The sequence below is a fragment of the Stenomitos frigidus ULC18 genome, from assembly GCF_003003795.1.
Taxonomy (GTDB): domain Bacteria; phylum Cyanobacteriota; class Cyanobacteriia; order Leptolyngbyales; family Leptolyngbyaceae; genus Stenomitos; species Stenomitos frigidus_A.
In genome coordinates, this window is sequence record NZ_PVWK01000062.1 from 1 (window position 1) to 26,899 (window position 26,899).

Consider the following 26,899-nt stretch of genomic DNA (forward strand, 5'->3'; position numbering starts at 1 on the left):
TCGCTTCGCGGCTCTAGCCGAAAGCTGAAGTACTGAAGTAAGGAGGGTGATCTCGATCAGAGTTCGCCAACGGTATCAGATCGTTTTGTAGATCGGCGTCTGGTCTTCCATCTGAGCGTTAACCTCGAACAAGGCAAATTCAGCAAATTTTGCTTTGCTTTTGGGTGTAAACCAGAAAAAGCGAGGATATTCTGCGGTTGTCAGCCCTAGATTTGTCCCTGGAAGCAAGGCGGTTAGCTGTGATGTGCCTTGCACGCAGACAAACGGGTCGCGTGTACCGGCACCTTCTCGCCGTCCTGGCAAACCACGTCGAGGGGGCTTAAATTCAGCGGCCATTGCTAGCAGCGGCAGACTACAAACCAATAGGCCCAATAGAAACCCCAGCCAGCGCTGACCGAGTACAGTACGATTTGTCAGACGCATAGCTTTGCCATCCTTCCAATGCAATCACACGAGTATTGTCATACCAATTTGACTCACTACGTTAGTCATTTGCAGATAGTCTACGAAACCTGGCTTTGTTCAGGCAAAAATTTCCTGCCTTGTCGCCACACCCTCGTAAAATGAGGCAACACCTGAGCGAGTACCTATCAATCGCTTTCAAATTAGCTGATAGACGCTTAATTAACTCATAAAATTGCTGCCGACATCGGTTAGGCTGATGCAGTCCGGTATTTCCCTCTAAACATTAAAAAATCGGGTGACACATGCAACGACGGGTTTTCGGCTTTGAGTGTGGGGTTTCGATCGCAGGAGTCATTGTTTGGCTGCTGCCAGTCAAAGTGCTTGCTGCTACTCCAATCAATGATGCGATCGTAGTACTGCCCGCTCCAACGGTGACGCTGGTAGCGCAAGTGCCCAATCCTGGTCAGAACCCGCCAGCGCAGTTGCCTGATCCGAGCCAGCTTGCCCCCGACCCCAACCGCGATCGTCTCATTCAACCGGTTCCCACACCGACACCACCCACGCCAGATCAGCAGCCTGTTCTACCATCCACACCGACACCACCACAAGATAACCCATCCACGCAACCATCACCGAAAATCGCCATCACTAAAATTGAGGTGACAGGCAGCACTATTTTGGGCGCGAAAGACCTTACCCCCATTACGCAGCCTTTAGAGGGGCAAACCGTCACCCTAGAGCAACTCAGGCAGACGGCGGATGCGATTACCCAGCTGTATCTCGATCGCGGCTACATTACCTCACGAGCCATTCTGGCAGACCAGACGGTTGCGAATGGAGTGGTACAAATTCGAGTGGTGGAAGGTTCGTTAGAGCGCATCGACATTGAAGGGACGCAGCGCCTCAAGCCTTCCTATGTCCGCAACCGGATTCAGCTCGGTGCAAACCCACCACTCAGCCGCGACAAGTTAGAAGACCAGCTGCGCTTGCTCAAAGCCGACCCCTTGTTTACCAACGTAGAAGCCAGTTTGCGACCCGGTGCTCAACTGGGGCAGAGCATCCTGGTCGTGCGGGTGACCGAAGCAAAGGCGATCGACGGGCTGCTGCAAACCGATAACTATTCGCCGCCCAGCGTGGGTGCCGTGCGCCTGGGTGGAGCCCTCAGCTATCGGAACCTGACGGCCATTGGTGATCAATTATCGGCTTCCTACTTTGGTACCACTCGCGGTGGATCAGATGCGTTTGATTTCAACTACATTGCGCCTATCAATGCAATGAATGGCACTGTGCAGCTACGCATCGCACCCAGCAAGAACCGCATTATTGACCCTGCTTTCAAGGCGCTGGACATTCGCGGGAAGACTACGCTGTATGAGTTGAGCTACCGTCAGCCGCTGATCCGCACGCCGCGTGAAGAACTTGCCCTTTCTGTTGGGTTCGCTATCCAGGATGGTCAGACCTTTCTGTTTAATGATTTAGGCTTCCCGTTTGGCATTGGGCCGGATGCCGATGGCAACAGCAAAACACGTGTGCTCAAGTTTGGGCAAGATTACGTCAGCCGTGATCCGCAAGGAGCCTGGGCGTTGCGATCGCAGTTCAACTTCGGTTTGGGCATCCTGAATGCCACTGAGAACGATGCTCCGATTCCAGATGGACGGTTCTTTAGCTGGTTGGCGCAGGCGCAACGAGTGCAGCGGCTGGGCAATAGTAATTTGCTCATCGCCCAACTCGACGTACAGTTGACACCCGATAGCTTGCTGCCCTCACAGCAGTTTGTCATTGGTGGCGGACAATCATTGCGCGGCTACCGTCAAAATGCTCGCTCTGGCGACAATGGCTTCCGTTTCTCAGTCGAAGATCGTGTTACTCTGGCACGCGATGAAGCGGGACTGCCGACCTTTCAACTGGCACCGTTTTTTGATATGGGCACTATTTGGAATCAGTCAGACAACCCTAACCCCTTACCATCCCAGAAATTTCTCGCCGCGATCGGCTTAGGACTGCTCTGGCAACCCTTACCGCGCCTCAATCTTCGACTCGATTATGCCATTCCGTTTGTGGACTTGAGCGATCGGGGTACCGATGCTCAGGATCAGGGCTTTTATTTCAGCCTAAGCTATCAGTTTTAATCGTCAGGCGTCAGGCGTCAGCATTAACTCAAACCGTAAGGTCAGTGCTTCGTATCAACTCAAAACTCTTACTATCGCTGATTGCTGACCGCTTCAAACAACCGGACAACCCAACTCTTCTTGACTCTAGGCAAACGTGACTCGGTGAGATGTAAAGGTTTGGTGAAGCTGTTTCGTGAGCTGCACGATCGCAAAATAGTGCTAAAAGGCAGTTTCATCGGGCTTAGCGTCGATCATAAACTCATCCTGAAATGAGGCATAGGGTGGCTGAACAAACAATTCTCCGCATACACTCGAAAGGCAGGAATCGAAACGAATGTGAGGCTGTCCGTCCATGAATCAACCTTCTCCAACCTCGGTGATGTCAAATCCGATCAAGTTTGGTACCGATGGCTGGCGGGGGCTCATCGCTGCAGATTTTACCTTCGATCGCCTGACCCTTGTGGCACCGTTGGCAGCGCAAGTGTTAGCGGATGTCTACGGCAGTGCGACGACGAATAAGTTGGTGATTGTGGGCTACGATCGCCGCTTCTTGTCCGAAAACTTTGCGCTTGCCACCGCTGAAGCAGTAAGAGCCGCTGGCTTTGATGTCTTGCTGTCAGATGGCTACGCACCCACGCCTGCTTTTAGCTGGGCTGCTAAGGAGCACAATGCGTTAGGCGCATTAGTGATCACTGCTAGCCATAATCCCGGCAGCTACTCTGGTTTAAAGGTCAAAGGGGCCTTTGGTGGCTCGGTGCCGCCCTCAGTGACGCAGCAAATTGAAGTTCTTTTGGCAGAAGGCAAAACGGTTGTAGGGGCACCCGGTTTCCTGCAAACCTTCAATCCCTGGGAAGGCTACTGCAAGGGGCTGGAAACGAAGGTCGATATTGCCACCATTCGTCAGGCGATCGAGCAAGAGAAGCTCACCGTGTTTGCCGATGTGATGCATGGAGCTGCTGCCAGTGGGCTAGAACGTTTGCTTAAAACGCCCATTCGAGAACTGCACAGCGATCGTGATCCGTTGTTTGGCGGTGGCGCACCAGAACCCTTACCACGCTATTTAGGGGACTTTTTTACACACATCCGGGACTATCGGCAGGAAAACCCAACTGGGCTAGCAGTGGGGCTGGTGTTTGATGGGGATAGCGATCGCATCGCTGCCGTGGATGGACAGGCTAATTTTTTGAGTTCACAAATTCTGATTCCGGTGTTGATTGAGCATCTGGTGGCCAATCGCGGCTTTGGTGGCGAACTGGTCAAGACCATCAGTGGTTCCGATCTGATGCCCAAAGTGGCGGCACTGTACGACCTACCAGTGTTTGAAACGCCTGTTGGTTATAAGTACATTGCCGATCGCATGTTGGAAACCCAGGTACTCTTGGGTGGTGAAGAATCTGGTGGCATCGGCTATGGCAACCACATTCCCGAACGTGATGCCTTGCTGTCAGCGCTCTATGTACTGGAAGCGATCGTCCACTCCGGTTTGGATCTGAGTGACCTTTACCGCAACCTCCAAGAACGAACCGGCTTTTTCTCTAGCTACGATCGCATCGATTTGCCGCTTGCCAGTATGGATGTGCGGGCAAAGCTACTCCACCAATTGCAAACGAACCCACCCACTGAAATCGCCGGACATGCGGTGATCGATTGTCTCTCTGTTGATGGCTACAAGTTCCGCCTCGACGACCAAAGCTGGCTCTTGATTCGTTTCAGCGGCACCGAACCCGTTTTGCGACTCTACTGCGAAGCCGCAACAATAGAGCAGGTTCACAAGACCCTGCATTGGGCAAAAGACTGGGCAAATTAGAGCGACAGGCTTTAAGAGCAACCGGGGTTTCTTCAAGAAACGAGCAACCGAGTTTCTTGAAGAAACCCGGTTGCTCGATGCGGCTAAACCGGTAGCGCTGATTCTGCTTGATTGGGAATGGTTGCACCAGAGTAGACTAAACCCCGCTCTAAATCCAGGGTGACGATTTCGCCATTGCGGATCGCTGAGGTGGCGTTTTTCACACCCACGATCGCGGGCACGCCCAACCGTAGACCAATCACAGCGGCATGACTGGTGAGGCTCCCATCTTCTGTAATCATGCCTGCCGCTTTGCGAATGGCTTCAATCAACTCAGCGCGCGTATGTTGCGCCACCAAGATTTCGCCTGGGCAGAAGTGGCTTATGTCTGCGCTGTTATGAATAATCCTGGCTCTGCCACTGATCATGCCTTGACCAATGCCAACCCCTTTGCCACGAACGGCCGTCACAACCTCAACTTTGATCAAATCAGTCGAGCCAGAGACGCCTTGTAAGGTGCCAGCCGTCAACACTACCAGATCGCCCTCACTCAAGAGGTGCTTCTCCTGCGCCACATTGATTGCTGCCTGAAAGGTCTGCCCGGTCGATGGCAAATCAAGCACGAGTAAGGGTTTAACGCCCCAAACCAGCTGCAGCTGTCGTGCCACATCCACGTGAGGCGTGATGGCTAAGATGGGCTTTGTGGAGCGGAATTTAGAGACATTACGCGCAGTCGCTCCGCTCTTCGTCAGAGTCATAATGGCAGCTGCATCGAGTTGGTCGGCAATTTGGCTTACGGCGTGGCTAATGGCATTGGGGATCGATCGACCGCTGTCTTCGATCGGTTTTTTCCATTTTTCCTGTTCAATGCGGACAGCAATGCGTGCCATGGTCGCAACCGCTTCAACTGGGTGCTTGCCCACAGCCGTTTCGTTCGACAACATGACTGCATCGGTGCCATCGAGAATGGCATTGGCCACGTCAGAAATTTCAGCGCGGGTTGGGCGGGGACTATGTACCATGCTGTCTAGCATCTGCGTGGCTGTAATCACCGGAATGCCCATACGGTTTGCCGTGGCAATCAGGCGCTTTTGCAGAACGGGTACATCTTCTGCGGGCAATTCCACACCCAGATCGCCCCGCGCTACCATCACCCCATCACTGATGGAGAGAATTGATTCCATCTCTTGAATCGCTTCGTGTTTCTCAATCTTGACGATCACCGGTACATTTTTACCTGCACTGGCGATCAATTCTTTGATTTCTAGGACATCTTGGGGGTTACGCACAAAGCTGAGGGCGACCCAATCCACACCTTGATCAAGACCAAACGTCAGATCTTTACGATCCTTGTCGGTGAGTGCCTTGATCGAGAGATAAACGCCTGGGAAATTAACCCCTTTGTTGTTAGAGAGTGTGCCACCGACGACTGTGACGCAGTGAAGTTCTCGTGAGGTACGATCGACCTTTTCAACAAACATCTCCACTTTGCCATCATCCAGCAAAATGACAGAGCCTTCGGGAACTTCGTCTGCTAGAGGTTCATAGGTAATGGAGCTAATGGTTTGAGTGCCTTCCATAAGCTTGCTGGTCAGGGTAAAGCGATCGCCCTTGTTGAGAATAATTGAGCCGTTCTCAAACCGTCCCAGTCGAATTTTGGGTCCCTGCAAATCTTGCAAGATACCCACTGGCTGATTCAATTCAAACGACGTTTGGCGGATCAGGCGAATACTGCGCTGATGATCCTCATGGGTTCCGTGGGAAAAGTTGAGGCGTAGAGTTGTCGCTCCGGCCTCAATCAAGTCGCGCAGAACCTCTGGACTACTGGTCGCTGGACCGATGGTGGCGACAATTTTGGTTCGGCGTTGGGTGTTCTGCAGCGGCATGAATCGTCATTTTGAAGGAGTAGGAAGGGTGCCAGGGGCAACTGGCACGGGCGGAATCAGTCAATGTATCTGACTAGCGTCAGTTTGCCGCATTGTACAGTGTCCGTGCAAGTGTCTGGCTAAAAGGAGTGGTTGGTTGTTCGTTTTTAGGGGCTAGCTGATGGTGTTACAGATGTAACAAGTCGCTACCATTCTTGAAGGGCGATCGCTGCCCCCTGCTTTAAAGCCTCTGGCACGTCGGTACGCTTTATGAGAGCTTCTAACTGCTGGTGAGCGGTGCTTGCATCTAGCGCTTTGAGAGCCGCGATCGCGTGCAGACGCACACTCAGATCTTCATCGGCTAGAAGCTGCATCAGGGATTCGATCGCCGTTAGTTGCCCTAACGCACCCAGACTCACCGCGATCGCCTGCCGTACAGCAGGATCAACGGTGATAGCAGACTGACGGCTCAGCACCGACAGCAAAACCTGGGTAGCCTGCACTTGCAAAGCCGGGTCAGTCCAGCGCCCGATGACGGTGATGATTTCCTGATGCACCGGACGAAATGCTGTTGATGCTTCTAAGCACAACAGCGCCTGATGCAGCGAGTCAAGCGCGATCGCCGTTTCCATCCAACCCAACGCCTGCACAAGGCGAAGCTGCAAGGGCAGCGGAGTCTGCGATGCCTTCAATGTCTGGTAAAGAGCAATGGCGGCTGCATCGGTGCGCATCCGCCCGAGCGCTACGGCTGCTCTTTGACAAACCTCCAGGTCAAGATCGAGCAAGCGATCGGCCAATAACGGTACCAACGGCATCGCGTCTACTAAGTCCGTACGCACGCCCAGACCCACTACAGCTTGTTGCCTGACAGCTGCTGATGGATCAGACAACGCACACATTAGCACTGGAGGGACGCGGTGATCATGAAAGCTGCCCAACGCCTCAATCGCGATCGCCCGTATCGTTGGCTGGGGATCGTCCACGACTCTTAGCAGCGGATCGATCGTTTCGGCACGCCGAATCTGCACGAGCGATCGCACAGCGAAGAGACGGGTGTCGTCTTGCACTAAAAGGTCTGTCAACGCCGCGATCGCTGGACTGCCCATGTGGGCCAAGGCTTCAGCGGCGATGCTGCGAAGTTCTTCGTTCACAGCGGTTTGCAGGAGTTTTGCCAGTGTGATGACAACGCCAGGTTGGCTATAACTGCTGAGAATGCGGGCAACAAACCAACGCGCCTCTAAATCAGCGTCATCGTCCTGCAGTAAGCCGACAAGTGGTGCGATCGCGCGATTACCAAAGGCAGGCAACAGTTTGGCAACATCCCAACGGTCTTGAAAGTCGCCCGCTTCAAGTACGGCAATCGCCAACTCTACAACGCGGGCAGCGGTGTGATCAGAGAGTTGTTCTGGGGTGCGATCGATCAACACTTGGTGTAGACATTGATAGAGCAATGGCCACTTGCCCTGCTTCAATGCTGCTTCTGCTGGCTCTAGTATGTTTGACATGCATCCAAGCTCACAGTTGCCTCATTCTGACACAGTGCCTCTGCTTAAGGTTGCTCGTCTAGGCGATCGTGAGTGCAAGCATGACTAATCAAATTGCCATTGGGTCCTTGCAGACTGTGATGAACCCCAAGCGAGTAGCAACTGTCTAACAAGCTTACTTAGGAGCGTGGATTAAATAACATCGGTCGTCCTCACGGTAAGGGCTTAGCCTTCGGCAGGGTTGCCTTCGGCTACGGCAAGCGCTTTTACCCGAATGCTAAGCCCCTACAAAATGGTCGGTTTTATTAAATTCTCATTCCTTAGAAATGTTAAACGAGTGAGTCAAATGAACCGGACGATCGTCACCATGCTTTTAGGAATGCTTCTGATCGGCAGCGTTACTGCGTGCTCCCAATCCAACTCTTCGGAGTCGCCAGCAGCCACCACGATCAGCTCTCCACAGTCGAAGAGCACGCAATCTCCAGAGCGTGGCCCAACGACGAGAAGCGATGCGCCAGCAAACAGCGATAAAAGCCCGGATTGGCAACCATTCCTGGCGTTGAATCACTTCCTGTTCCTTAGCGCTCGTAGATGCTGATAGCTGACGGCTGACGGCTGACCGCTCTACTTCAACACCGCTGGGCGAGTTGCTGAAGGGCGACGATCGATCACTTGATCCACCAATCCGTAGTCCCTTGCTTCTTCTGCAGACATAAAGAAGTCGCGCTCTGTGTCTTCTTGAATGCGCTCGATCGGCTGCCCCGTGTGCTCTGCCAACATCTCATTCAACCGTTGCTTGTGATAGAGAATTTCTCTGGCTTGAATTTCGATATCAGTCGCTTGCCCTTGAGCGCCGCCCAATGGCTGGTGAATCATAATGCGGGAGTGCGGTAAGCTCATCCGCTTGCCTTTGGTGCCAGCGCTCAACAGAAACGCACCCATGCTGGCAGCCAACCCAACGCAAATGGTTGACACATCAGGACGAATGTGACGCAGCGTATCGTAAATGCCCATCCCTGCTGAAACTGAGCCACCGGGGGAGTTGATATACACATAAATGTCTTTCTCTGGATCTTCGGCATCCAGAAAGAGCAATTGAGCCACAATCAAATTTGCCAGGTCGGCATCAATCTGCTGGCCTAGAAACACAATCCGTTCCCGCAGTAGCCGCGAGTAAATGTCAAAGGCCCGTTCGCCTCGACCAGATTGCTCAATAACGGTAGGAATCATGGTACTTGCTCTCGATTCGTTTCCATCATTCTACCGATTTGGAGGCAGGACGGGGGAGAGAGGGGAGAGGGGAGAGGGGAGAGGGATGAAAAGGCAGGCTCACTGTCTCAGGGCAGAAGCGTAGAGTTTTGGCGATCGCGCTTCTACCTCGGTACGTTGACCTTCAAGCCTGAAGTGCCCATGTCAGAACTCCACGCTTCAAGCTCAGAAGTCGGTGTTTGCAGTCCAAAGCTCGGTATGTTGACCTTCAAGCCTGGAACTTTTACCTCAAAACTTGATACTCATACCTTAGAACTCGGTGCTTCGACCTCAGACTTTGACACTTTGGCTTCAGCACTCGGCGATTCAAGCTCAGAACTCGACACTTCGACCCTGGAGCTTGCTGCTTCAACCTCAAAGCTCAAACATTGGTGCCTAAAACTCAAAACGTCCCTTCACTCCTCACTCTTCTCTCTTCCAACTCAAAACGTCTCTTGCGAAATTCCCAAATTAAAAGTTTCCAGAGAATGGGAGATTCGCAAGCGTACGCAGTATATTGGCTCCAGTAGTTACCTCCCTCCTCGCAAATGACGAATCTGCCCAGTCCCGGTAGCGATCCCGGTTCAGGTTCTAATCGGCGCTCACGGCTGCGGCTCCTGAGGCAAATCGGTGTTCCAGTCGGGCTGGTGGCATTGGCTGTAGTAGTGGGAGGTGCCTGGTATGGGTGGGTTTTTGTCAATGAAAAGCTGGCTCCGCTAATAGAGTCAAATCTCAGTGAGTCGCTGAAGCGTCCGGTCAAGCTAGGCAAGGTCGAACGGTTTTCGCTGACCAGTTTGCGCTTTGGCGCTTCATCAGTGCCAGCCACTGCGACTGATCCCGATCGTCTGACGATCGATGCTGTGGATGTTAAATTCAATCCCTTGAGGCTGCTGTTTACCCGCAATCTCAATCTGGATATCACTGCTGTCAAACCCGATATTTACCTGGAACAGGCAGCCGATGGCACATGGATCTCTACTCAAATTTCGCAAAAAGAATCGAAAGGTCCTGTTAAAACGGAGCTCAGCGCGATCCACTTTCAGGATGCAAGAGCGACGTTAGTGCCTGCGGGTAAGACGGGTGGAAAAGCAGCGCCTGTTTTACTGTCGCAATTGAATGGTGATGCGGCGTTTCTGGATGGCAATCAGCGTATTGCTTACCAACTCGATGGGCGATCGGATAGCGGGGGCACCCTGAAACTGAATGGTGAGACGGTAACGAAGCCTCAACAACAGACGAATGTGCAGATACAGGGACAAAATTTTGCACTGGCAGAGATCGATCGCCTGGTGAAGCTTCCCGTTAATCTCCCTGCTGGTCGTGCAAACGGCTCGATCAACGCAGAGATTCGTCCCAAGCAAAAGCTTCCCTACTTAACGGGTACAGCGACTTTTACAGGGGCAACACTGACCATCCCGAAGGTACCCTACGCCTTTACGCAGGCAAACGGCGGGCTGCAACTCCAGGGAACGCTGCTGACGCTAGGAAAGACGGCAGCGCTCTTTGGTAGTGGCAAAATTCCCGTGCAGGCAACCGGCACACTGGATTTCAAAAAAGGTTTCAATCTCGCGGCGCAGGTAAAGCCAGTCAGCCTCAAAAAAATCACTGATACCTTTCGGTTAAAGCTACCTGTACCCGTATCGGGTGAAGTGGTGGCAGACCTGAAGGTGACGGGTCCAGCGCAGAAACCTGTGATCAGTGGCGTGGCTCGTAATACTAAACCGGGCAAGGTCGATCGTGTTGCTTTAAGCCAGTACAGCGCTCAGTTTCAGCTGAATACAGCGACTTTGGCTCTAGTGATTCCAGCTCTCCAAGCAACACCAACCGTTGGTGGGCAGGTGACCGGTGCGGGGCAAGTCAAGCTCAATAATCCAGTGCAGTTAGCCTTCAATGTTCAGGCAAAAGCGGTTCCCGGTGAGCCGATCGCCAGCGCTTATAGGGGCGGGAATGCTGCGCCGATTGTGATCGGTCGCGTTAACGCTCAAGTCGTCGTGGCGGGAACAGCGGCTAGTCCTCGCACGTTTGTCCGCTGGCAGGCACCCGAAGCCCAGTACCCAGGCTCTGGTGAAATCGCGATCGCCAATGGCGTAACGACACTCCAAAATACCAACCTGGCTGTCGCTGGCGGCACTGTCAATGCTCAGGCGCGGGCCGAAAAAGGACGTTGGCAGGCATTAGTTACAGGCACCCAGGTTCAGCTCAATCGCTTCTCCAAAGCGTTGCGGGGGCAGTTTAACGGTGCTGTAGCGCTGTCAGGGTCACTAGCCAACTTTAGTCCAGCCAACGTGCGTGCGCAGGGACGGGCACGCTTTTCGCAAGGGCTTTCGGTCATCGCGGAGCCGCTGGATGCCCAATTTGCCTGGGATGGACAAAAGGTTGTCCTGCAAAGAGCGACGGCTCCTGGGTTCAGCGCGAACGGTGCCATCTTTGCGCGGTTGACTGGTACCCCAGCGATCACAGCATTGGCTTTGAACGTCCGCACGAACAACTACAATTTGCAGGCGATCGCGCTCCCCATTCCGAACAGCGTCGATTACTCTGGACGCGTCGATTTTGCCGGACGGTTAACGGGTAGCCCCACCAACCCCAATATCAACGGTGGAGTGACGTTACGTCAGTTTGTCGTAAACGGCAATGCGTTTGAGTCGCCGCTGCGCGGCAACCTACGAGTCGCAAGGGGCGTTCAGCTCAATCTGGCAGGTCAACAAGACCGTATTGCGCTCACTCTCGGTCCAACGTATCAAATTGTGGCGTTTGACATCCGGCGCGATCGAGCAATAGCAGCCGGTAGAACGCGGGGCGATCTGCTGCTTGTAGAAGCCCGTAATTTTCCGCTTTCACTGCTCAACACACCCGCAACAGCCGCCTTCTTCCCCTTGGCTGGAGAGCTGAATGGCACTGTCGCGTTGAGCTTGAGCAAGCTCCGGTCTGGCGATCTCAGCCAGTTGAGCGCTAATGGGCAGTTGACGATCGCCAATCCGACGATCGGTACCTATCGAGCCGATCAATTTGGTGGACGGGTCAGCCTGACAAATGGAGTCGCAACCCTGAGTGGAGCTGAACTGCGTCGAGGACAAAGCCGCTTCCAACTCAACGCCAGTGCCAAACTTGCTGGCACAGACCCTAAATTTCAGGCACAGTTGACCATTCCTCAAGGCCAGCTCCAAGATGTGCTGGAGCTACTGCAGTTCTTCAATCTGTCTGATTTCTCACGAGGCGCAACACTGCCTGCTTATGGCACCGCAGCCGATCTTCAGACAGTGCCGGTTGAGCTAAACCGTATCCCTCTCATTACTCAAATCCGCCGCATTGCCGAAATTCAAACCCTAAAAGCACAAGCAGACGCGCGTCGTCAGGCATCACCGCTACCAGAGCTGCGTGAACTCAAAGGGGCGTTCAGTGCCACTGTCAGCGCTACTGGTTCACTCCGGACGGGGCTCAGTGCTAACTTTAATCTTCAAGGGCAAGACTGGGAGTGGGGTAGCGCCCTCTCGGCAAAGCGGGTGGTGGCAAGAGGTAGCTTCGAGAAAGGCATCCTGACCTTGCTGCCGTTACGGTTTCAATCGGATCAGTCGCTGGTCGCTTTCTCCGGACAAATTGGTGGTGCAACACAGTCAGGGCAGTTTCGCATGGAGAATATCCCTGCGGAACGCTTGACGGAGTTGTTTAACCTGCCGCTGAATGTACAAGGCAACCTGAACGCGACGGCGACGATCACAGGCACCCAAGGCAATCCCCAGGTGGTTGGGCTTTTGGATCTAGATAATGGGGTGCTGAACGGCACCAATGTCCAGGAAGCAAAAGGGAATTTCGGCTATAGCGATGCCCGTCTCAACTTTGGCAGTCGGCTGTTGCTGAGCGGCAACGAACCGATTACGCTCACCGGCAGCATCCCTCAAAAGCTTCCCTTTTCAACCGTTGAGCCAGGTGATCAAATTCAACTGAGCGTGAATGTCAAAAACGAAGGACTGGCGCTGCTGAACCTCCTCAATAACCAGGTTGCCTGGGTAGATGGCAAAGGGCAGGTCAACGCTGATGTACAGGGCACACTCCAACAGCCAATCGCGACAGGTACTGCTAGCTTCGAAAATGCCACTTTACAGGCAAGATTACTCCCAGAGCCTTTGAGAGGTGTTACTGGTACGATTCGCTTTGATCGCGATCGCCTGCGGGTTGATCAAGTAACTGGGCAATTTACGCGCGGTGATGTCAAGATGGCTGGCGTGCTGCCGATCGCTACAGCACTGTCGCCTACCGATCCTGACCAACAAACACCCCTTCAGGTCTCCCTCAACCAGGTTGGGATTAACCTGAAAGGGCTCTATCAAGGTGTGGTCGGTGGTGGTGTGCAGATTACAGGCACGGCGCTTAATCCTGTGATCGGTGGCACGATTCGGCTGTCAGACGGACAGGTGCTTCTAGCAAGTTCAGAGAATGGTGGTACAAATGCCAATGCTGTTGCTGCCAATGGAAACTCAACGGCCTCGTTCGGCAATGCTTCGAACCTTATTACCTTTAATCAGTTGCGTATTGCCTTGGGCGATCGCATCCGGGTTGTTAGTGCACCTCTGTTGAGTTTTGTGGCAACGGGTGATCTCACCATCAATGGCACCCTGGATGACTTGAAGCCGAAAGGACTGATTAGCCTTAAATCAGGTCAGGTCAACCTTTTCACAACGCAATTCACTCTGGCTCGCGGCTATCCCCAAACGGCTGAATTTGTCGAAAAACAAGGGCTTGATCCAAATCTAGACGTGCGCTTAATTACCTCTGTCGCAGAAGTGACCAATAGCCGCCTACCCACATCCACGCTGTCGTCTGAAATCAACGACTCAACCATCACAGCCTCTGCCTACGGTTCGTTGCAAACGGTGCGGATTCAGGCGCAAGTGCAAGGACCAGCCAGCCAGTTGGCTGATAATCTCAGACTCACCAGCAGCCCCTCTCGCAGTGAAGCCGAGATTGTGTCCCTCTTGGGCGCTGGTTTTGTGAGTACACTTGGGCGAGGCGACACGGCGCTTGGCATCGCTAATCTGGCCGGTTCTGCTCTGCTCAGCAACATTCAGGGCGTGATTGGTAACGCGCTGGGATTAAGCGAATTTCGCCTCTTTCCCACTGTGACTCGGCCCGATCGGGCACGTGATACAAGCGGTGGCAGTTCTGCACTTGGCCTGGGCGCAGAAGCGGCGATCGATATTACCCCCAGCATTTCGTTCTCGGCTCTACGAATCTTGACGTCAAGCCAACCAACTCAATTTGGTCTTCGCTACCGCATTAATGATCAATTTTTACTACGCGGTTCCAGCGATTTTTCGGGTGATAGCCGTGCCGTTGTTGAGTACGAGACGAGATTTTAGCTTCAGGAGCCAGCCAGATCACTGCGGCTCGTGGATTCATCACCTGTAAAATTAAGGCTCTGTAGAGACAAGGCATTGCCTGTTCTTATGCGGAGCATTGTACCTGAATCAATCAACGCTCCCGTCGCATTCTCGCTAGCCAAACGTAGACCCATTCCAACCCCACAGATAGCCCTTGGCATCAGCAAACTCAATGTAAATGCGGTCACTGGGCACCGCGATCGTGTCCTCAATTTGCCGTGAAAAGGCTGCGCTCATCGCCTGTGTCTGCACAGGCGTAAAGCTACCCACGCTCTTCACTTCAACGTAGCAAGCCGGATCAAGCGTCCCGGCAAACGTCATACTGACGCCGGGCTCAAAGGCTGTCATCACATAGGACTCTGGTTTACCAGTATGTTTTGCAAGGCTAGCCGAAAGCGCTTTGAGCAAGGCTTCTATGACGGCTGCCTCAGGCTGAGGGATGGATGTTTGAACTTTAATGAGGGGCATGATGAAAAGGGGCAGCGTGGCTGGAGCAGAGTGACTATAAAATGGCTGTCTAGAGAAAGAGCGCCTGTCGTTGAGCCATCACCTGCGCTGGCTCAACCTCAGTCACCGCCTCGTCTAACGGCAGCATCCGCACACAAGGTTTGAAGACATTCACTTGATGAACGCGACGGTTGGTCATATCAACACCCGTCAGCCAACCACTTCTGGGATGATAAGCACCGGTATCAATATCTAACCAACCACGCCCACGAGCAAGTTCACCCGGCGCAACGTTGGGCAAGGTAAAGGTAATGGTGTGTCCGGTAATGATAAGCTTGTCTGAAAAATAGGGTTTTGCACTGCTGTGAAACTCGTCGCGAATCCAGCAGAATTCTTGCGTTGTTTGAGCCTGGATTGGCAAGCCAGGATGAACCCCTGCATGCACTAGCCACAAATCGCCTAAGTCAATGTACTTGGGCAGTGTCCGCATCCAATCAATGTGATCAGCTCGAATACCCGTATCACCATAGCTTGCTACAGTAGCCCGTCCGCCGCTATAAAGCCACGCCTGTAGAGCCGGATGGAAGGCCTTCCCATGAGGAAACGCATCGAGCAAAAGCTGCTCATGATTACCTAGCAAACAGTGATAGCCCTGCTGCTGTACTAGGTCTACAACACTGGAGCTGTCGGGGCCGCGATCGATCAAGTCCCCTAAAAAATAGACCTGGTCACCCTCACCCGGTGCGATCGCATCCAGCAACGTCGTCAATCCTTCGTAGTGACCATGCACATCGCCAATGATGATACGACGATGATTAGCTTCACTCATGCGATCGCCTTCTCTGTACTCTTAGTTTCTGTAGTCTTAACTTAAGCTCAAATCACGCTGGCACCCATGAGTTCTCCAGGGTTAACGCGGCACTCACGCTGTCGGGCGTCATTAAACAGTTTGATTTGGAAGTGATTTGAATCACTGAGTTCATTATGCCCTGTTTTTTTTGCCAGTTTCCACGGTTGGTCTCAAAGCTTACATTTATTGTCTAGAAGTTTACTCAACCTTCACTGAGCTATTTTAGGACAGTAAAAATTCATTGCCCTAATGCCTTGAGGAACCGCTGCATCTCTTCTAAAAGACCGCGTTTAGGCGATGCTTGCGAACCACCAACCTGGAGCAACAATTCCTCTAACCTTTCTGAGCTTGGCTTGGACAGCTCTTCTGCCGCCAGTGTATAGGCATTGTCTGACTCTAGCCACACCTGCCAGGGTGAAGGGTAGCAACGTAGCAACGCAGCCCGATCAAGCGGACGCACATAATAGCAAGGCTCAAAGGTGTTGAGAAACCGTTCGCGAATTTTGCGTGCAGCATAGCCAATACCGACTGTGCCAATATCCTCTAACCGAGGAGCGAAGAGAATGACTGGGCGTTCTCCAGCCGCAAGACAAACCTGTTCTACAGGCGATACTTCTACTGAAGAAGGCGCCACAAAGAGAAACATCTGATCTTCTGAGCTCACCAGTTCTTCGACGGGTGTTGTTTGCCGCGCACCCGCTACATCCAGGCTGCAAATTTGATGCGAGATCGGACCCCAATCACGTCTGGCTAGCGCGGCTGCTCCAGCATCCGTGAATAACACTTTTAGCGTTGTGCCGAGCTCACTAAATACAGACAGATATTGCAGTGCGATCGGCGTCGGCTTTAGTTCTGGCAGCAACAAGTCGATTTTTAAGCGAGTATAACCAGCGGCGATCGCGGCTTGAGTAGCACTTTGTGCCTGCGCGATCGCGTCTTCTAACGTTTGAGGAAAGTCAACCATAGAGAGTGGTAGCAAGAGGTAAGGGATTGGGTGCTGAGAGCTTAGGGACTTGCAAACAAATAGTATCCCAGCATAGGGGCATGGCAGTGCCATGTCTCTACCAAAGTTTGTGGTTGACTATCCGTTCACCCGGCAGGGCTCGCTTCAAGCGCCAGAACAAACACGGCATTAGCTGTTCAGCTGGTCGTGCCAGTAAAATCCCGGCATCGGCCCTCCATATCCAGATCGAAAAAGTGTACAACCAGTGGCCGATGTGAATAAAAAGCGCAGGGTAGCTCTGAATTACACTCTGTCATGGCAAAATGAGGACACTTAAAAATTCTAGAGAGCTTGATTCTATTCGGTTTCAAGCTCTTTTTAGGCTCCTTCCTTTGCCCCTTTGTGAAGAATTGAGGTTAGCGCCAACTGATACCTGTTCCAAATGGGTCACTGACCTCTGCCTCAACAGCGCATGTGATCGAGGCACAATATGGACTGGATGAATATTGGCTGGGTGAATGTGGAACATTAGGGCCGTTAAAGGTCGAAGGGCGCCGCTTCGGGAAGCAACTCGGCTTCAAGCAGCATAAAATCAAGAGACAGACACCAAACTCTGGATGTACGAATTTTGCAACCAGGAGTGTGCAGCACACGATGACAACACTACCAGATGTAATCCGGCAGAGCGACCTGCTCAACCAGTTAGTACTCGATCGCGCCACCATGGAAGAACTGGGACGAGTTGAAGTCGTGTGGATGTATCCTGTTACCCATCGCGTCTTAGGTTTTGTTTGCAAAACTGGTGCGTTTGGTGCCCAAAAAGCAGCCTTCAAACTGTCTCAAATCAGCACGTTGGGGTCTAACGGTATTCTGACCCACAACCAGCCCGAAGCGACGGATGCGACAAAGGTACGTCAGCTTGAATCACTGCTCAACTGCGAGGTGTGGAGTGACACTGGCAACAAAATCGGGAAAATCATCGACTACTGCTTCAATCTCAAAACAGGCGCTATTACCCATTACTTATTGGCATCAAGCGGTTGGGCCGGCATTGCTGGCGATCTGTACCAATTACCACCTGCGCAAGTGCTGAGCATAGGGCGGAAGCGAGTGCTGGTGACCGATGCGTCAGCCCAAACGCTGGCGGTGTATCAAAGCGGCATCAAGCAGACGTTAGCAAAAGCCACATCAGTGCTAAAAGAAGACTATGGTCAAGCGACGGAAGAGTTACGATCGCTCTCAAAACAAGCGCAAGCCGCCACTGAGCAAGCAAAAGGTCGGCTGCAATCCCTGAGAGGACAATTAAAGGAGCGGGCGCGATCGCTCTCTCAGCAGGCGCAAGAAACGATCCAAAGCATCAACGATCAACTCCAGGAAGAGGCGCAAACGTTGGCTGAACAAGCCAGAGAGAACAGTCAGGTGCTTGCCGAACGGATGAGAGAACGCACCCAGACCTTCGGTGAGCAGTTTGGAGATGGCATCCAAATTCTGAGCGAACAGGTCGAAGACGGCATCCAAACGCTAACTGTTCAGGCAAAAGAAATCCTTGAGCCGACAGCGGATGCCCCTGAGCAGACCATTGCTCCGGAGCAGACAACATCGGCCTCATCGACAGCAACACACTCTGTAACACAAGAATCTGCAACACAAGCCAGTGACCAACCGAGTGTTGCAGCCACTCACACAAACGTTGACGACTCTAAGGATGATGATGCTTTCTGGGATGATGATGAGCCCTGGATTGATGATGAACCCTGGTCAGAAGCCCCTATCAACGCTACAGCTTCACCCGCGATCGAGCCGCTGCAAAAAAAACACCCAAACCACCTACAAAAACTTGATCCAGAAGCAAGCGACATCGATGACGACGAGCCCTGGATCTAAGTCTGGGGCGAGTCCATCACCGTCCGCAAGGCAGAGCCAAAACCGCTAAGACGTTGACAGTTTGGACTTTATGGCTGCAAATCAGTCTGGACCGGCGGTGCTGTTACTTGAGCAAGACACTCTTGTAGTTTTTCACCCAATGTTTGAACATGAGGCGCTTGTAGCATTTTCAGGTGATCGCCAGGGATAAAATAAACCTCTAGACTCTCCTCTACCAAACCCCGCCAACTCAATTCATTGTCAGGAAGATGACGATGGGCTCTGGCAAGCTCGGTGGCTTTGAACAAGGTGACACGACCGGAATAGCGACGAATACAGTAGCGATTGGCTAACTGTTGGTTTTCTTGCTCATAGTTAAAATCCATAACCTTATCCGGTAGGGGCAGGCTTACGCTCTGGTAGAACCGCGTTCTGACATGGCAGTAAAGATCCCCTAGTGCTTCCGTCAGGTCATGAGCCCGCCAGTGAAGTTGATCCTTGAGCATGGTTAATAGACCAGATTGCCTGATTTTATGCCAGTTTTTAGCAGCTGTCTCAAGTACTAAGGGAGCTTGAGGGGTGAACAAGGGATAGGTGTCAATCAATCCCAGTAAGGCAACTTCCTGTCCTTGCTCTTTAAGTTGTTGTGCCATTTCGTAGGCAACCAACCCGCCAAAGGAAACCCCTATAAGTAAATACGGGCCTTGAGACTGCAAGGCTCGCATCTGCTTAATGTAATGCGTTGCGATCGCTTCGACTCGATCAAGCGCGATCGCTTCTCCGGCAATTTGAGCCGCTAGCCCATAAATTGGTAGTGCTGGATCGAGATGACGCACTAAGGGCAGGTAAAATTCCAGGCCTCTGCCAAGCACATGGATACAAAAGAGTGGTGGTTTCTGATTCGTCGGTTTGCCCGTCTGAATGACGACTAGCGATGGACACGTGGGAGCGGGCTCTATTTGCCGTAGAGCATTGGCGAGCTCACTAATCGTGGGTGCTTGAAAAAGAGTGGACAACGGCAGCCCCTTGCTGAGGCGCTTTTCTACTTGCGCCCACACACGTACGGCTGATAACGAATGTCCCCCCAGCTCAAAAAAATTATCATGAATGCCGATCGGCTTGACTTTCAAAACATCTTGCCAGACTTCAATTAACTGGCGTTCTAGCTCATCTCTCGGTGCCACAAACGCACTTGCAGTCGCATCCGTTCCACCAGCGTTCGTTGCAGATGCTAGCAGTGTTTGGCGATCGTCCCCGAATACCGCTTCAGGGGCAGGCAACGCTTGACGATCGAGCTTGCCATTGGCGGTGACAGGTAGCTCCTTCAGCATGACAAAGGCTGAAGGCACCATGTATTCTGGCAGTTTTTCCTTCAAGCAGCGGCGCAGTTCACCGATCGTGGGAGCGGGCCGCTCGCGAGGAACGATGTATGCAACTAAACGCTTTTCACCGGGTTGATCCTCGCGTGCCATGACGACAGAAACTCGGATCGCAGGGTGTTGTGCGAGTACAGCTTCAATTTCGCCTAACTCAATGCGAAAGCCCCGAATCTTTACCTGGTGATCAATACGACCCAGGAACTCGATATTGCCGTCAGGGAAAAAGCGCGCCAAATCGCCGGTTCGATATAGTCGCGCCTGCGATGACGAGTGAAATGAATGTGAGATAAAGCGTTCTGCTGTTTTGACTGGATCAGTGTAGCCGGATGCCAGACAATCACCGCCGATATAAAGCTCCCCAGTCACCCCAATTGGACAGGGTTGCAAGCGAGCATCCAAAATGTAGTACTGAGCATTTTGAATTGGCTTGCCATAGGGAATGCTTGTCCAGCTGGGTTCGATCTGGTCAATAGGGTAAACGTTTGACCAGACGGTCGCTTCTGTGGCTCCTCCAAGCGAAATGACCTTGACGCCGGGAAAGGCCGCCTTCAAGGCATTGGGCAATGAGACTGGAATCCAATCACCACTCATAAAAACCAGTCGCAGGTTTGGTCGATCAGTGGCGTGAATACTGGTGAAAAACGGCACTAACTGCTGCAAAGCAGGTGGCGCAGAATCCCAAAAGGTTATTGGCTCACGACAAAGAATCTGCAGCAAAGCCGCTGGATCGCGGACAGCTTCGCTAGACACCACTCGGATTGAACCGCCCGCTGCCAGGAGCCCAAAAATGTCGTAGACCGATAGGTCAAAGCAGAGAGAGGTGATGAACAATACACGATCGGATGCCGTGACGTCAAAGGTGCGATTAACCCACTCAATCAAATTAATGACAGGCTGATGCCGGACGACCACGCCTTTAGGCGTTCCAGTCGAACCAGAGGTAAAGATCACGTAGGCAGTGTCATCAGGACTGCTTTGCCTGGGTAAATTTTCTTCTGGTTGCAGGTGCAGATGAGCGTGTTGCCAGATGTGTAACCCTGTCGAGGAAGGCTTCAGCACACGATCGACCACTGTTTCGATCGCGTTCATATTCGAGCAGGCTAGATCCAGGCAGATCAAATGCTCTAACCGAGGAAGCTGTGGTTGTAACCCTTCAAACGTCGGTTGATGGCATGGCTGTGTGATCACCCAGCGAACGTCGAGGGAGTCTAAAATCCACTGCACACGGGCATCAGGAAAACTTGGCTCCAGAGGGACATAGGCTCCTCCGGCCTTAAGAATCCCCAGTAGAGCAGGAATCATCTCTAAGCCACGGTTGAAGTAGACTCCGACAAAGGTACCGGAACCAACCCCCAACGTTTTAAGGTGATGGGCGAGTTGATTCGCCTGACGATTGACTTCGCCATAGGTTAACTGTTGGTGTTCGTAAACAACGGCGATCGCGTCAGGGTTACGTGCTACCTGCGCTTCAAACAGTTGATGGAGGCAGATGTCTTGAGCATAGGGAACCGCTGTGTCATTCCATGACACTAGCAGTTGATGTCGTTCTGCTGCAGTCACCAGGGTCAAATCTGCCAACGTCTGCTCTGGTTGGGCAATCATCCCTTCTAGCAAGGTTTGGAGGTGTCCCAGCAGTCGAGCGATTGCCGCCTGGTCGAATCGACGTCGATCGTAAGAAATTTTTAGTACGAGCTCTGCATCCAGGCAGCCCAGAAGTACCAGTGGAAAACCAGGTTGCTCATGGAGCTGCACGTCTCGGTTTTGCCAGTTGCCGCCCTGCTGCTGGAGCGTTGTGTTCAGTGAATAATTTTCAAAGACAACAAGACTCTCAAACAGGCGTGTCCCAGGTGGCACTTCACTCCATGCCTGTACATTCACCAGTGGTGTGTGCTCATAGTCACGAACGGCGAGGTGCTGCGATCGCAACGCTTTCAACCAGGGCAGTAAGGATACTTCAGCGGAAACCTGGACTCTTACCGGCAGTGTATTGATCAACAGCCCAATCATTGCTTCTGTCCCGCTTAGAGACGCATGACGACAGGCTCTAGTAGCGCCAAAGACAACATCCTCCTCGCCACTGTAACGACTCAGGAGCAACGCCCAGGCACCTTGAACGATCGTGTTGGGTGTAATGTCCTGCTGCTTCGCAAGCGACTGTAGCGCGGCCGTCGATGCTGCGGAGAGGCAAATTTGCGCCTCTCCATGTTCTACCCGATCAAGTAGTTGGCTAGAAGCCTGGACTGGAAGCAGAGGAGTGGGCGTGGTAAAGCCTTTTAGTAGGTGTTGCCAGAAGTCTTTTGCTTTCGATCGATCCTGCTGCTGTAGCCACTCAATATAGTCTTTATAGGGACGAGGGGTTGGTAATGGTACTGTTTGCCCTTGACAAATGGCTTCATAAAGGGCGAAGACTTCCTTAAGCAGCAAGGTGAAGGAGCGCCCATCCAACAAAATGTGGTGAAATGTCCACACCAGCCGATACTCAGCGTCAGCCAACCGGAATAAAGCGAGCCGCATCAGGGGGGCATGAGCCAGATCAAAACCACGCTGGCGATCGTCTTTTAAGTAGGTCTGGTGGCGATCCAATTTCTCTGCAGCCGGTATGTCTTGCCAGTCATATTGCGTCAGTGGTAGTTGAATGCCTTGATAGACTTGCTGAGAAGGTTCATCCAAATCACTCCATCTAAAGCTGGTTCTTAAAATGGGATGTCGCTCTATAACCTGTTCCCATGCTTGGATGAAGAGTGGTAGCTCAAGGTTTTCACGCAGCGTACAGACTATTTGCTCAAGATCCACCCCATTCTCGGGTTCATGTAGACTATGGAACAGCATGCCCTGCTGCATTGGAGAGAGTGGGTATGAAGTTTCCATACTTTTCAATGTTATGGACAGGGGCAAGTCACTCCAAAACGTTTTAAGATGGTTCGCGATAGCACTCTTTTTCTGAGTTCTGAGAAAAGCTGCCGCCGTTTTAGCCGATCGTGATGGTTGAAGAGGATTGAAAATCATCGTGATAATGACGAATTAATAAAGATCGTCGCAATAATGACGCATCGATACAGATGAACTTACACAGGGAAGGCGCCAGAGCCTGTAGGCCTTTAATAAGGCTTTCGATACAGTGAGTGGTGAACTCAGACCATAGAATTGAGTGATGCTCTTTCTAAAAGCGAAGAAGCGCCTCGCCAAGGATACAAGTGCTTGAACTAAATTAGTTCAAGTATGATCAAGAGCAGTGAAAGCTGAAGAACAGGTGAATTCATCAAGGATATTGGTTTGTATCCATAACCCATTTATGCTCGCTCAAGATGTAACCGTCAATGCGTGAACAACCATCCTTCATTTAGTCTTTATCTACCCGTATGATTCACTACACTTTTAGCCAGGGCAGGTTATGTAACTTTCGAACAGAGACTATTCCTCTATATTTTAGAGCCGCTACACGAAGCCCTGAAAGAGACGTTCAGATCGGTTTAATTTAAGGCTCCAGAGAAGCGGCCGTTGAATACAAGCCTCAGTGTGCAAAGTGCTTGCTGTCATCGATTTGCCCATAGAAGGGCTCAGCATCCTTCCCCTTGGGCGATCGTTTGAGACAGATACCAGGGTAAGACGATAAACTGCTGACACGCGATTTAAGAATGCAATGGACAAACCATCCAATCTACTGCTTAAGCTGAGCCAGAAGCTTTTTCATGCAGCGGACGATCAGGAGCAGTTTATTGAATGTTTAATGCATCCGAAACGCTTTAATCCTTGCATCCTTTGGTGCCAGGAAAAGCCGGAACATTCGCCATTTGCACTTGAACCACCACTCGCGTGGCAACCTGGATTTGTTGACCGCCTGGCACTTGAGCAGAAGCCTGGTCAACATCCACTCCACAAGCAGGGAGCCTTTTATTGTCTTGACTTTTCATCTATATTTGCAATTTCTACATTACTTATTCTTCGCGAGTCCATCGAACTAGCGATTGATGTCTGTGCCTCACCAGGGGGCAAAAGCATTTTTGCTTGGACTGCCTTGCGGCCGAAGCTGCTGCTCAGCAATGAAGTCATTGGTAAACGTTTAGCGGCACTAATTTCTAACCTTAAACGGTGCAGCATTCAGCCCGCGATCGTGCTTCGACTAGACTCACGAGTTTTAGCCGATGAAATTCCTCAAGCGGCGCAACTGGTTCTGGTTGATGCTCCCTGTTCTGGACAGTCATTATTAGCTAAAGGTGGAAAAGCACCAGGGTGTTTTCATCCAGTCACAATCAATACAAACGTCAAGCGGCAGAAACGAATTTTGGCAAATTCAGCTCAACTAGTTGCACCCAAAGGCTATTTAGCTTACATGACTTGTACCTACTCACCTGATGAAAATGAGCAGGTTGTTGCCTGGTTCCTAGAGCATTTTCCGCAGTTTCAAAGTGTAGAGGTGCCCCACCTCAGCAGCTATCAATCACATCTAACGACTCTGCCTTGTTATCGAATATTTCCCTTTCAGAAGCTAGGAGCAGGTGCATTTACTGCTTTATTTCAAAATAGACAAGAAGGCGGACGACACGAGCTTCCCGAAGCCTTTTTAGCTCGTCCTGGGTTGACTCTTCTGTAGTCTGCTATATACTTTTTCTGCACGCTTTCGTCTCGTTGTCTAACGCTGAATCTAAATGAATCGGAGCTTTTGGATTACGACCTTAATTGCTTTCGTCAACTCAATTAGCTTTACCATTCTCATCCCTATCCTTTACCCTTATGGTAAGCAGTTAGGGCTAACTGACTTTCAGACAAGCTTATTGTTTACGACCTATGCAGGAGCTCAGTTTTTAGCCACACCAGTCATTGGTAAGCTGTCCGATCGCTACGGTCGCAAGCCATTGCTACTTCTTAGTTTGGCAGGAACCGTTGTTGCTAGTTTCATGGCAGGTACAGCCCATAGTGCAGCAATTCTCTTTGCCGCACGGTTCTTTGATGGCATTACTGGTGGTAATGTGTCTGTCTCTCAAGCGATCGTATCAGATGTCGTATCACCTCAAGACCGAGCCAAAGCCTTTGGTATTTATAGTTCAGCAACTTTTGGTTTAGGCTTCATTCTAGGTCCAGCAACCAGTCTGATTGCGCAGCAAGTCTCTCTAGGCGCAAGCTTTTTAGTGTCGAGCGGACTTGCCTTAATCGCGCTGCTAGTAACCTTTTTCTTTCTACCTGAAACACTGAAAGTTAAAGCTGAGGAAGCAACGAATGTCTTTCATATTGGTTTGGGAAACTTGGTCAAAGGGTTAACCATACCGCGAGTTGGCATTCTCCTGATGATCAACTTTTTGATCGGTACCACATTTACCATTTTCACGTTTGCGTTTCAACCTTACTTCATTCACGTACTGGGTCAAAATAGTCAGTCGCTCACACTCATATTTATTTTATTTGGCTCATTGACTCTCGTGATGCAAGTCAAAGGCATTCCACTTTTAACCAAGCAGTTGAGTCTCGTGCAAATCTTACTCCTATCACTGCTGATTCGCAGCTTATCGTTTGTTGTCATGCCGATTGTCCCAAGTCTGGCTTATTTTGTTAGTGTTAGCATCCTCTTTTCATTGTTCAATGCTCTAGTGCAGCCGATGATTACGACGTTAATTTCGCTTAATTCCAAATCAAATGTTCAAGGTACTGCTATGGGTCTCAATGCATCGTATCTAAATGTTTCAAATGCGTTTGGCCCCATCATTGCTGGCAGCTTGATCCACCAATCAAATGCTGTCACCTACACGTATCCGCTCTATTTGGCTGGCGTGCTTACCTTTTTGGTGTGGCTGTTTGCGATCGCTACTCGCAAACAGTATAGGCATCGAGCCTCATAGGCGTGGTTTGCGATCGTCAGAAAACTCATTTAGAGAATAGAGGAGTCATGGGTTTCACTCCTTTATTACTATCCCCTGCCCCATTGAGGTACTCATAGATGCCAAACACATTTTCAGTCGTGCGCAGTAAAGAGTTGTGGTTGTAGGGTGTTGGATCAATGACTCCGCGTGGTCCATGATTGGTGATGACAATGGTAGCGACATGCCCACCACCGAAGTTTGCGGCACTCTTCCCGTCATACCCACAGCACCCTTGTGTTTCGGTCTTCTTTTCTGGATTATTGTCTTCATCCCAGGTGATGATGATGGCATTGTTACCTGCCGAAGACCACAGCGTTGAGTGGGTAATCTGTTCAACAGTCTTCTCAATGAAGGTATCGCCAGTGCGGATTAGCCTTTGCAACTCTCCACATTCTGGTAATCCGTGCATTTCATGGCATTGGTTAAAGATGATGTGGCTATAGTTAGGCACCTTTCCGCTTTGAAGGTCAGCCGTCAATTGCTTTAGGGGAACGATTTTGCTGGCGCGGTCAGGATCGTCCTGCACCGTCTTAAAGCTCATAAAGCCGTTGTGCTTGACTGCATAAAGAGCGCGAATCACGCTAGGAGCAAAAACAGCTTTAGAACCAGGAGCAGGAAGATCCTCAAAGTAGCCTTTCCAGGTCAAACCTTTTTGCTCTAGTTGGTCAAGCAAACTTTTTGAGGCAACCGTGTGGCTTGCATATCCAGGTGTTTTTGCGTTGCTACAAAAGCGATCAGTGCTACCCGATTGGCAGTAGTAGGCATCATCATCATGAATACCAAAGGTGCTCCCACCCAGCAGAGTAATATAGTTCGCTTCACTGGGATGCACCATGCCATAGAAATTAGACGCTAAGCCGTAAGTCTTTGCCAATTGATTAAGGTTTGGCGCGTTGGGATTACCAATGATCTGGCTATAGCCTTTGTTCTCCTCAATAACCACAAAGATATGGTCATACTTAGGGATCGCCTTGTCTTCTGCCGTGGGTGTTGAGGATACGATCGCTTGAATGCTAGCGATCGGGGATACTTTTGCGTCTGTCGTGCTCAATGGTTGCTTCTGCCACGAGCAACTGCTTGCGTTTAAGCTGGCACCAAAGGCCGCACAACTCAGAAGCATTGTCTTTAACCATTTACATCTAGACATTAGTATGAGCTCGCTTGCTGAAAGGCAGATAGACGATCAGTTGCAGACGTATTGTAGCCGACAAGTCTTTTCTTTCTAGCTTGCTTAAGTTTGCCCAAAGGTGTCTGCAAACAAGAATAGCAGGATGTTGTTTTTGGTACG

15 protein-coding genes and 1 pseudogene are annotated in these 26,899 nt (G+C 51.4%); 6 read left to right on the top strand and 10 right to left on the bottom strand.

What is annotated here, in order from left to right; translation table 11 throughout:
• Window positions 1-75: 75 nt before the first annotated feature.
• Window positions 76-423: a DUF928 domain-containing protein gene (locus C7B82_RS11210; RefSeq protein ID WP_106256382.1), complete on the bottom strand. Its 348-nt coding sequence runs from the start codon at window positions 421-423 to the stop codon at window positions 76-78.
• A gap of 284 nt (window positions 424-707) precedes the next feature.
• Between C7B82_RS11210 and C7B82_RS11215 the strand changes: the two genes are divergently transcribed.
• Both C7B82_RS11215 and C7B82_RS11220 read left to right on the top strand, forming a co-directional pair.
• The gene (locus C7B82_RS11215) at window positions 708-2,534 is read left to right on the top strand and encodes a ShlB/FhaC/HecB family hemolysin secretion/activation protein (protein WP_106256383.1); all 1,827 of its coding nucleotides are present in this window, start codon (window positions 708-710) and stop codon (window positions 2,532-2,534) included.
• Between the two features lie 334 nt (window positions 2,535-2,868).
• A complete protein-coding gene (locus tag C7B82_RS11220) occupies window positions 2,869-4,323 on the top strand; it encodes a phosphoglucomutase/phosphomannomutase family protein (protein WP_106256384.1) in 1,455 nt (484 codons plus the stop codon).
• An 83-nt stretch (window positions 4,324-4,406) separates the two neighbouring features.
• On the opposite strand, the gene pyk is transcribed toward C7B82_RS11220, so the two are convergent.
• From pyk to clpP, 4 genes and pseudogenes are all read right to left on the bottom strand, one after another.
• The gene (pyk, locus tag C7B82_RS11225; protein WP_106256385.1) at window positions 4,407-6,188 is read right to left on the bottom strand and encodes a pyruvate kinase; all 1,782 of its coding nucleotides are present in this window, start codon (window positions 6,186-6,188) and stop codon (window positions 4,407-4,409) included.
• A 185-nt stretch (window positions 6,189-6,373) separates the two neighbouring features.
• On the bottom strand, window positions 6,374-7,672 hold the full coding sequence (locus tag C7B82_RS11230) for a HEAT repeat domain-containing protein (protein WP_106256386.1): 1,299 nt from the start codon (window positions 7,670-7,672) through the stop codon (window positions 6,374-6,376).
• 321 nt (window positions 7,673-7,993) lie between these two features.
• Entirely contained in the window at window positions 7,994-8,125 is a 132-nt protein-coding gene (locus tag C7B82_RS34255; RefSeq protein WP_281258963.1) for a hypothetical protein, read from the bottom strand.
• Window positions 8,126-8,275: 150 nt separating this feature from the next.
• Window positions 8,276-8,902, bottom strand: a pseudogene (gene clpP, locus C7B82_RS11235) (ATP-dependent Clp endopeptidase proteolytic subunit ClpP); the annotation flags it as partial.
• Between the two features lie 545 nt (window positions 8,903-9,447).
• Here clpP and C7B82_RS11240 point away from each other — a divergent pair.
• The gene (locus C7B82_RS11240; RefSeq protein ID WP_106256388.1) at window positions 9,448-14,256 is read left to right on the top strand and encodes a translocation/assembly module TamB domain-containing protein; all 4,809 of its coding nucleotides are present in this window, start codon (window positions 9,448-9,450) and stop codon (window positions 14,254-14,256) included.
• A gap of 135 nt (window positions 14,257-14,391) precedes the next feature.
• On the opposite strand, the gene C7B82_RS11245 is transcribed toward C7B82_RS11240, so the two are convergent.
• The 3 genes from C7B82_RS11245 to C7B82_RS11255 form a co-directional block, all read right to left on the bottom strand.
• Window positions 14,392-14,745 (bottom strand): phenylpyruvate tautomerase MIF-related protein, encoded by a 354-nt coding sequence (locus tag C7B82_RS11245; protein WP_106256389.1) that lies wholly within the window; start codon window positions 14,743-14,745, stop codon window positions 14,392-14,394.
• Between the two features lie 49 nt (window positions 14,746-14,794).
• Window positions 14,795-15,553: a metallophosphoesterase family protein gene (locus C7B82_RS11250; RefSeq protein ID WP_106256390.1), complete on the bottom strand. Its 759-nt coding sequence runs from the start codon at window positions 15,551-15,553 to the stop codon at window positions 14,795-14,797.
• 259 nt (window positions 15,554-15,812) lie between these two features.
• On the bottom strand, window positions 15,813-16,538 hold the full coding sequence (locus tag C7B82_RS11255) for a DUF1995 family protein (protein WP_106256391.1): 726 nt from the start codon (window positions 16,536-16,538) through the stop codon (window positions 15,813-15,815).
• A 633-nt stretch (window positions 16,539-17,171) separates the two neighbouring features.
• Between C7B82_RS11255 and C7B82_RS11260 the strand changes: the two genes are divergently transcribed.
• Window positions 17,172-18,401: a PRC-barrel domain-containing protein gene (locus C7B82_RS11260; RefSeq protein ID WP_146141135.1), complete on the top strand. Its 1,230-nt coding sequence runs from the start codon at window positions 17,172-17,174 to the stop codon at window positions 18,399-18,401.
• A gap of 68 nt (window positions 18,402-18,469) precedes the next feature.
• Here the strand turns inward: C7B82_RS11260 and C7B82_RS11265 are convergent, their stop codons facing one another.
• A complete protein-coding gene (locus C7B82_RS11265) occupies window positions 18,470-22,627 on the bottom strand; it encodes a non-ribosomal peptide synthetase (RefSeq protein WP_106256393.1) in 4,158 nt (1,385 codons plus the stop codon).
• 772 nt (window positions 22,628-23,399) lie between these two features.
• Between C7B82_RS11265 and C7B82_RS11270 the strand changes: the two genes are divergently transcribed.
• Window positions 23,400-24,350, top strand: coding sequence for an RsmB/NOP family class I SAM-dependent RNA methyltransferase (locus C7B82_RS11270; protein ID WP_106256394.1), 951 nt, complete (start codon window positions 23,400-23,402; stop codon window positions 24,348-24,350).
• 55 nt (window positions 24,351-24,405) lie between these two features.
• Window positions 24,406-25,590 (top strand): MFS transporter, encoded by a 1,185-nt coding sequence (locus C7B82_RS11275; protein ID WP_106256395.1) that lies wholly within the window; start codon window positions 24,406-24,408, stop codon window positions 25,588-25,590.
• A 25-nt stretch (window positions 25,591-25,615) separates the two neighbouring features.
• On the opposite strand, the gene C7B82_RS11280 is transcribed toward C7B82_RS11275, so the two are convergent.
• Window positions 25,616-26,662: an alkaline phosphatase family protein gene (locus C7B82_RS11280; protein ID WP_245939832.1), complete on the bottom strand. Its 1,047-nt coding sequence runs from the start codon at window positions 26,660-26,662 to the stop codon at window positions 25,616-25,618.
• Window positions 26,663-26,899 lie beyond the last annotated feature (237 nt).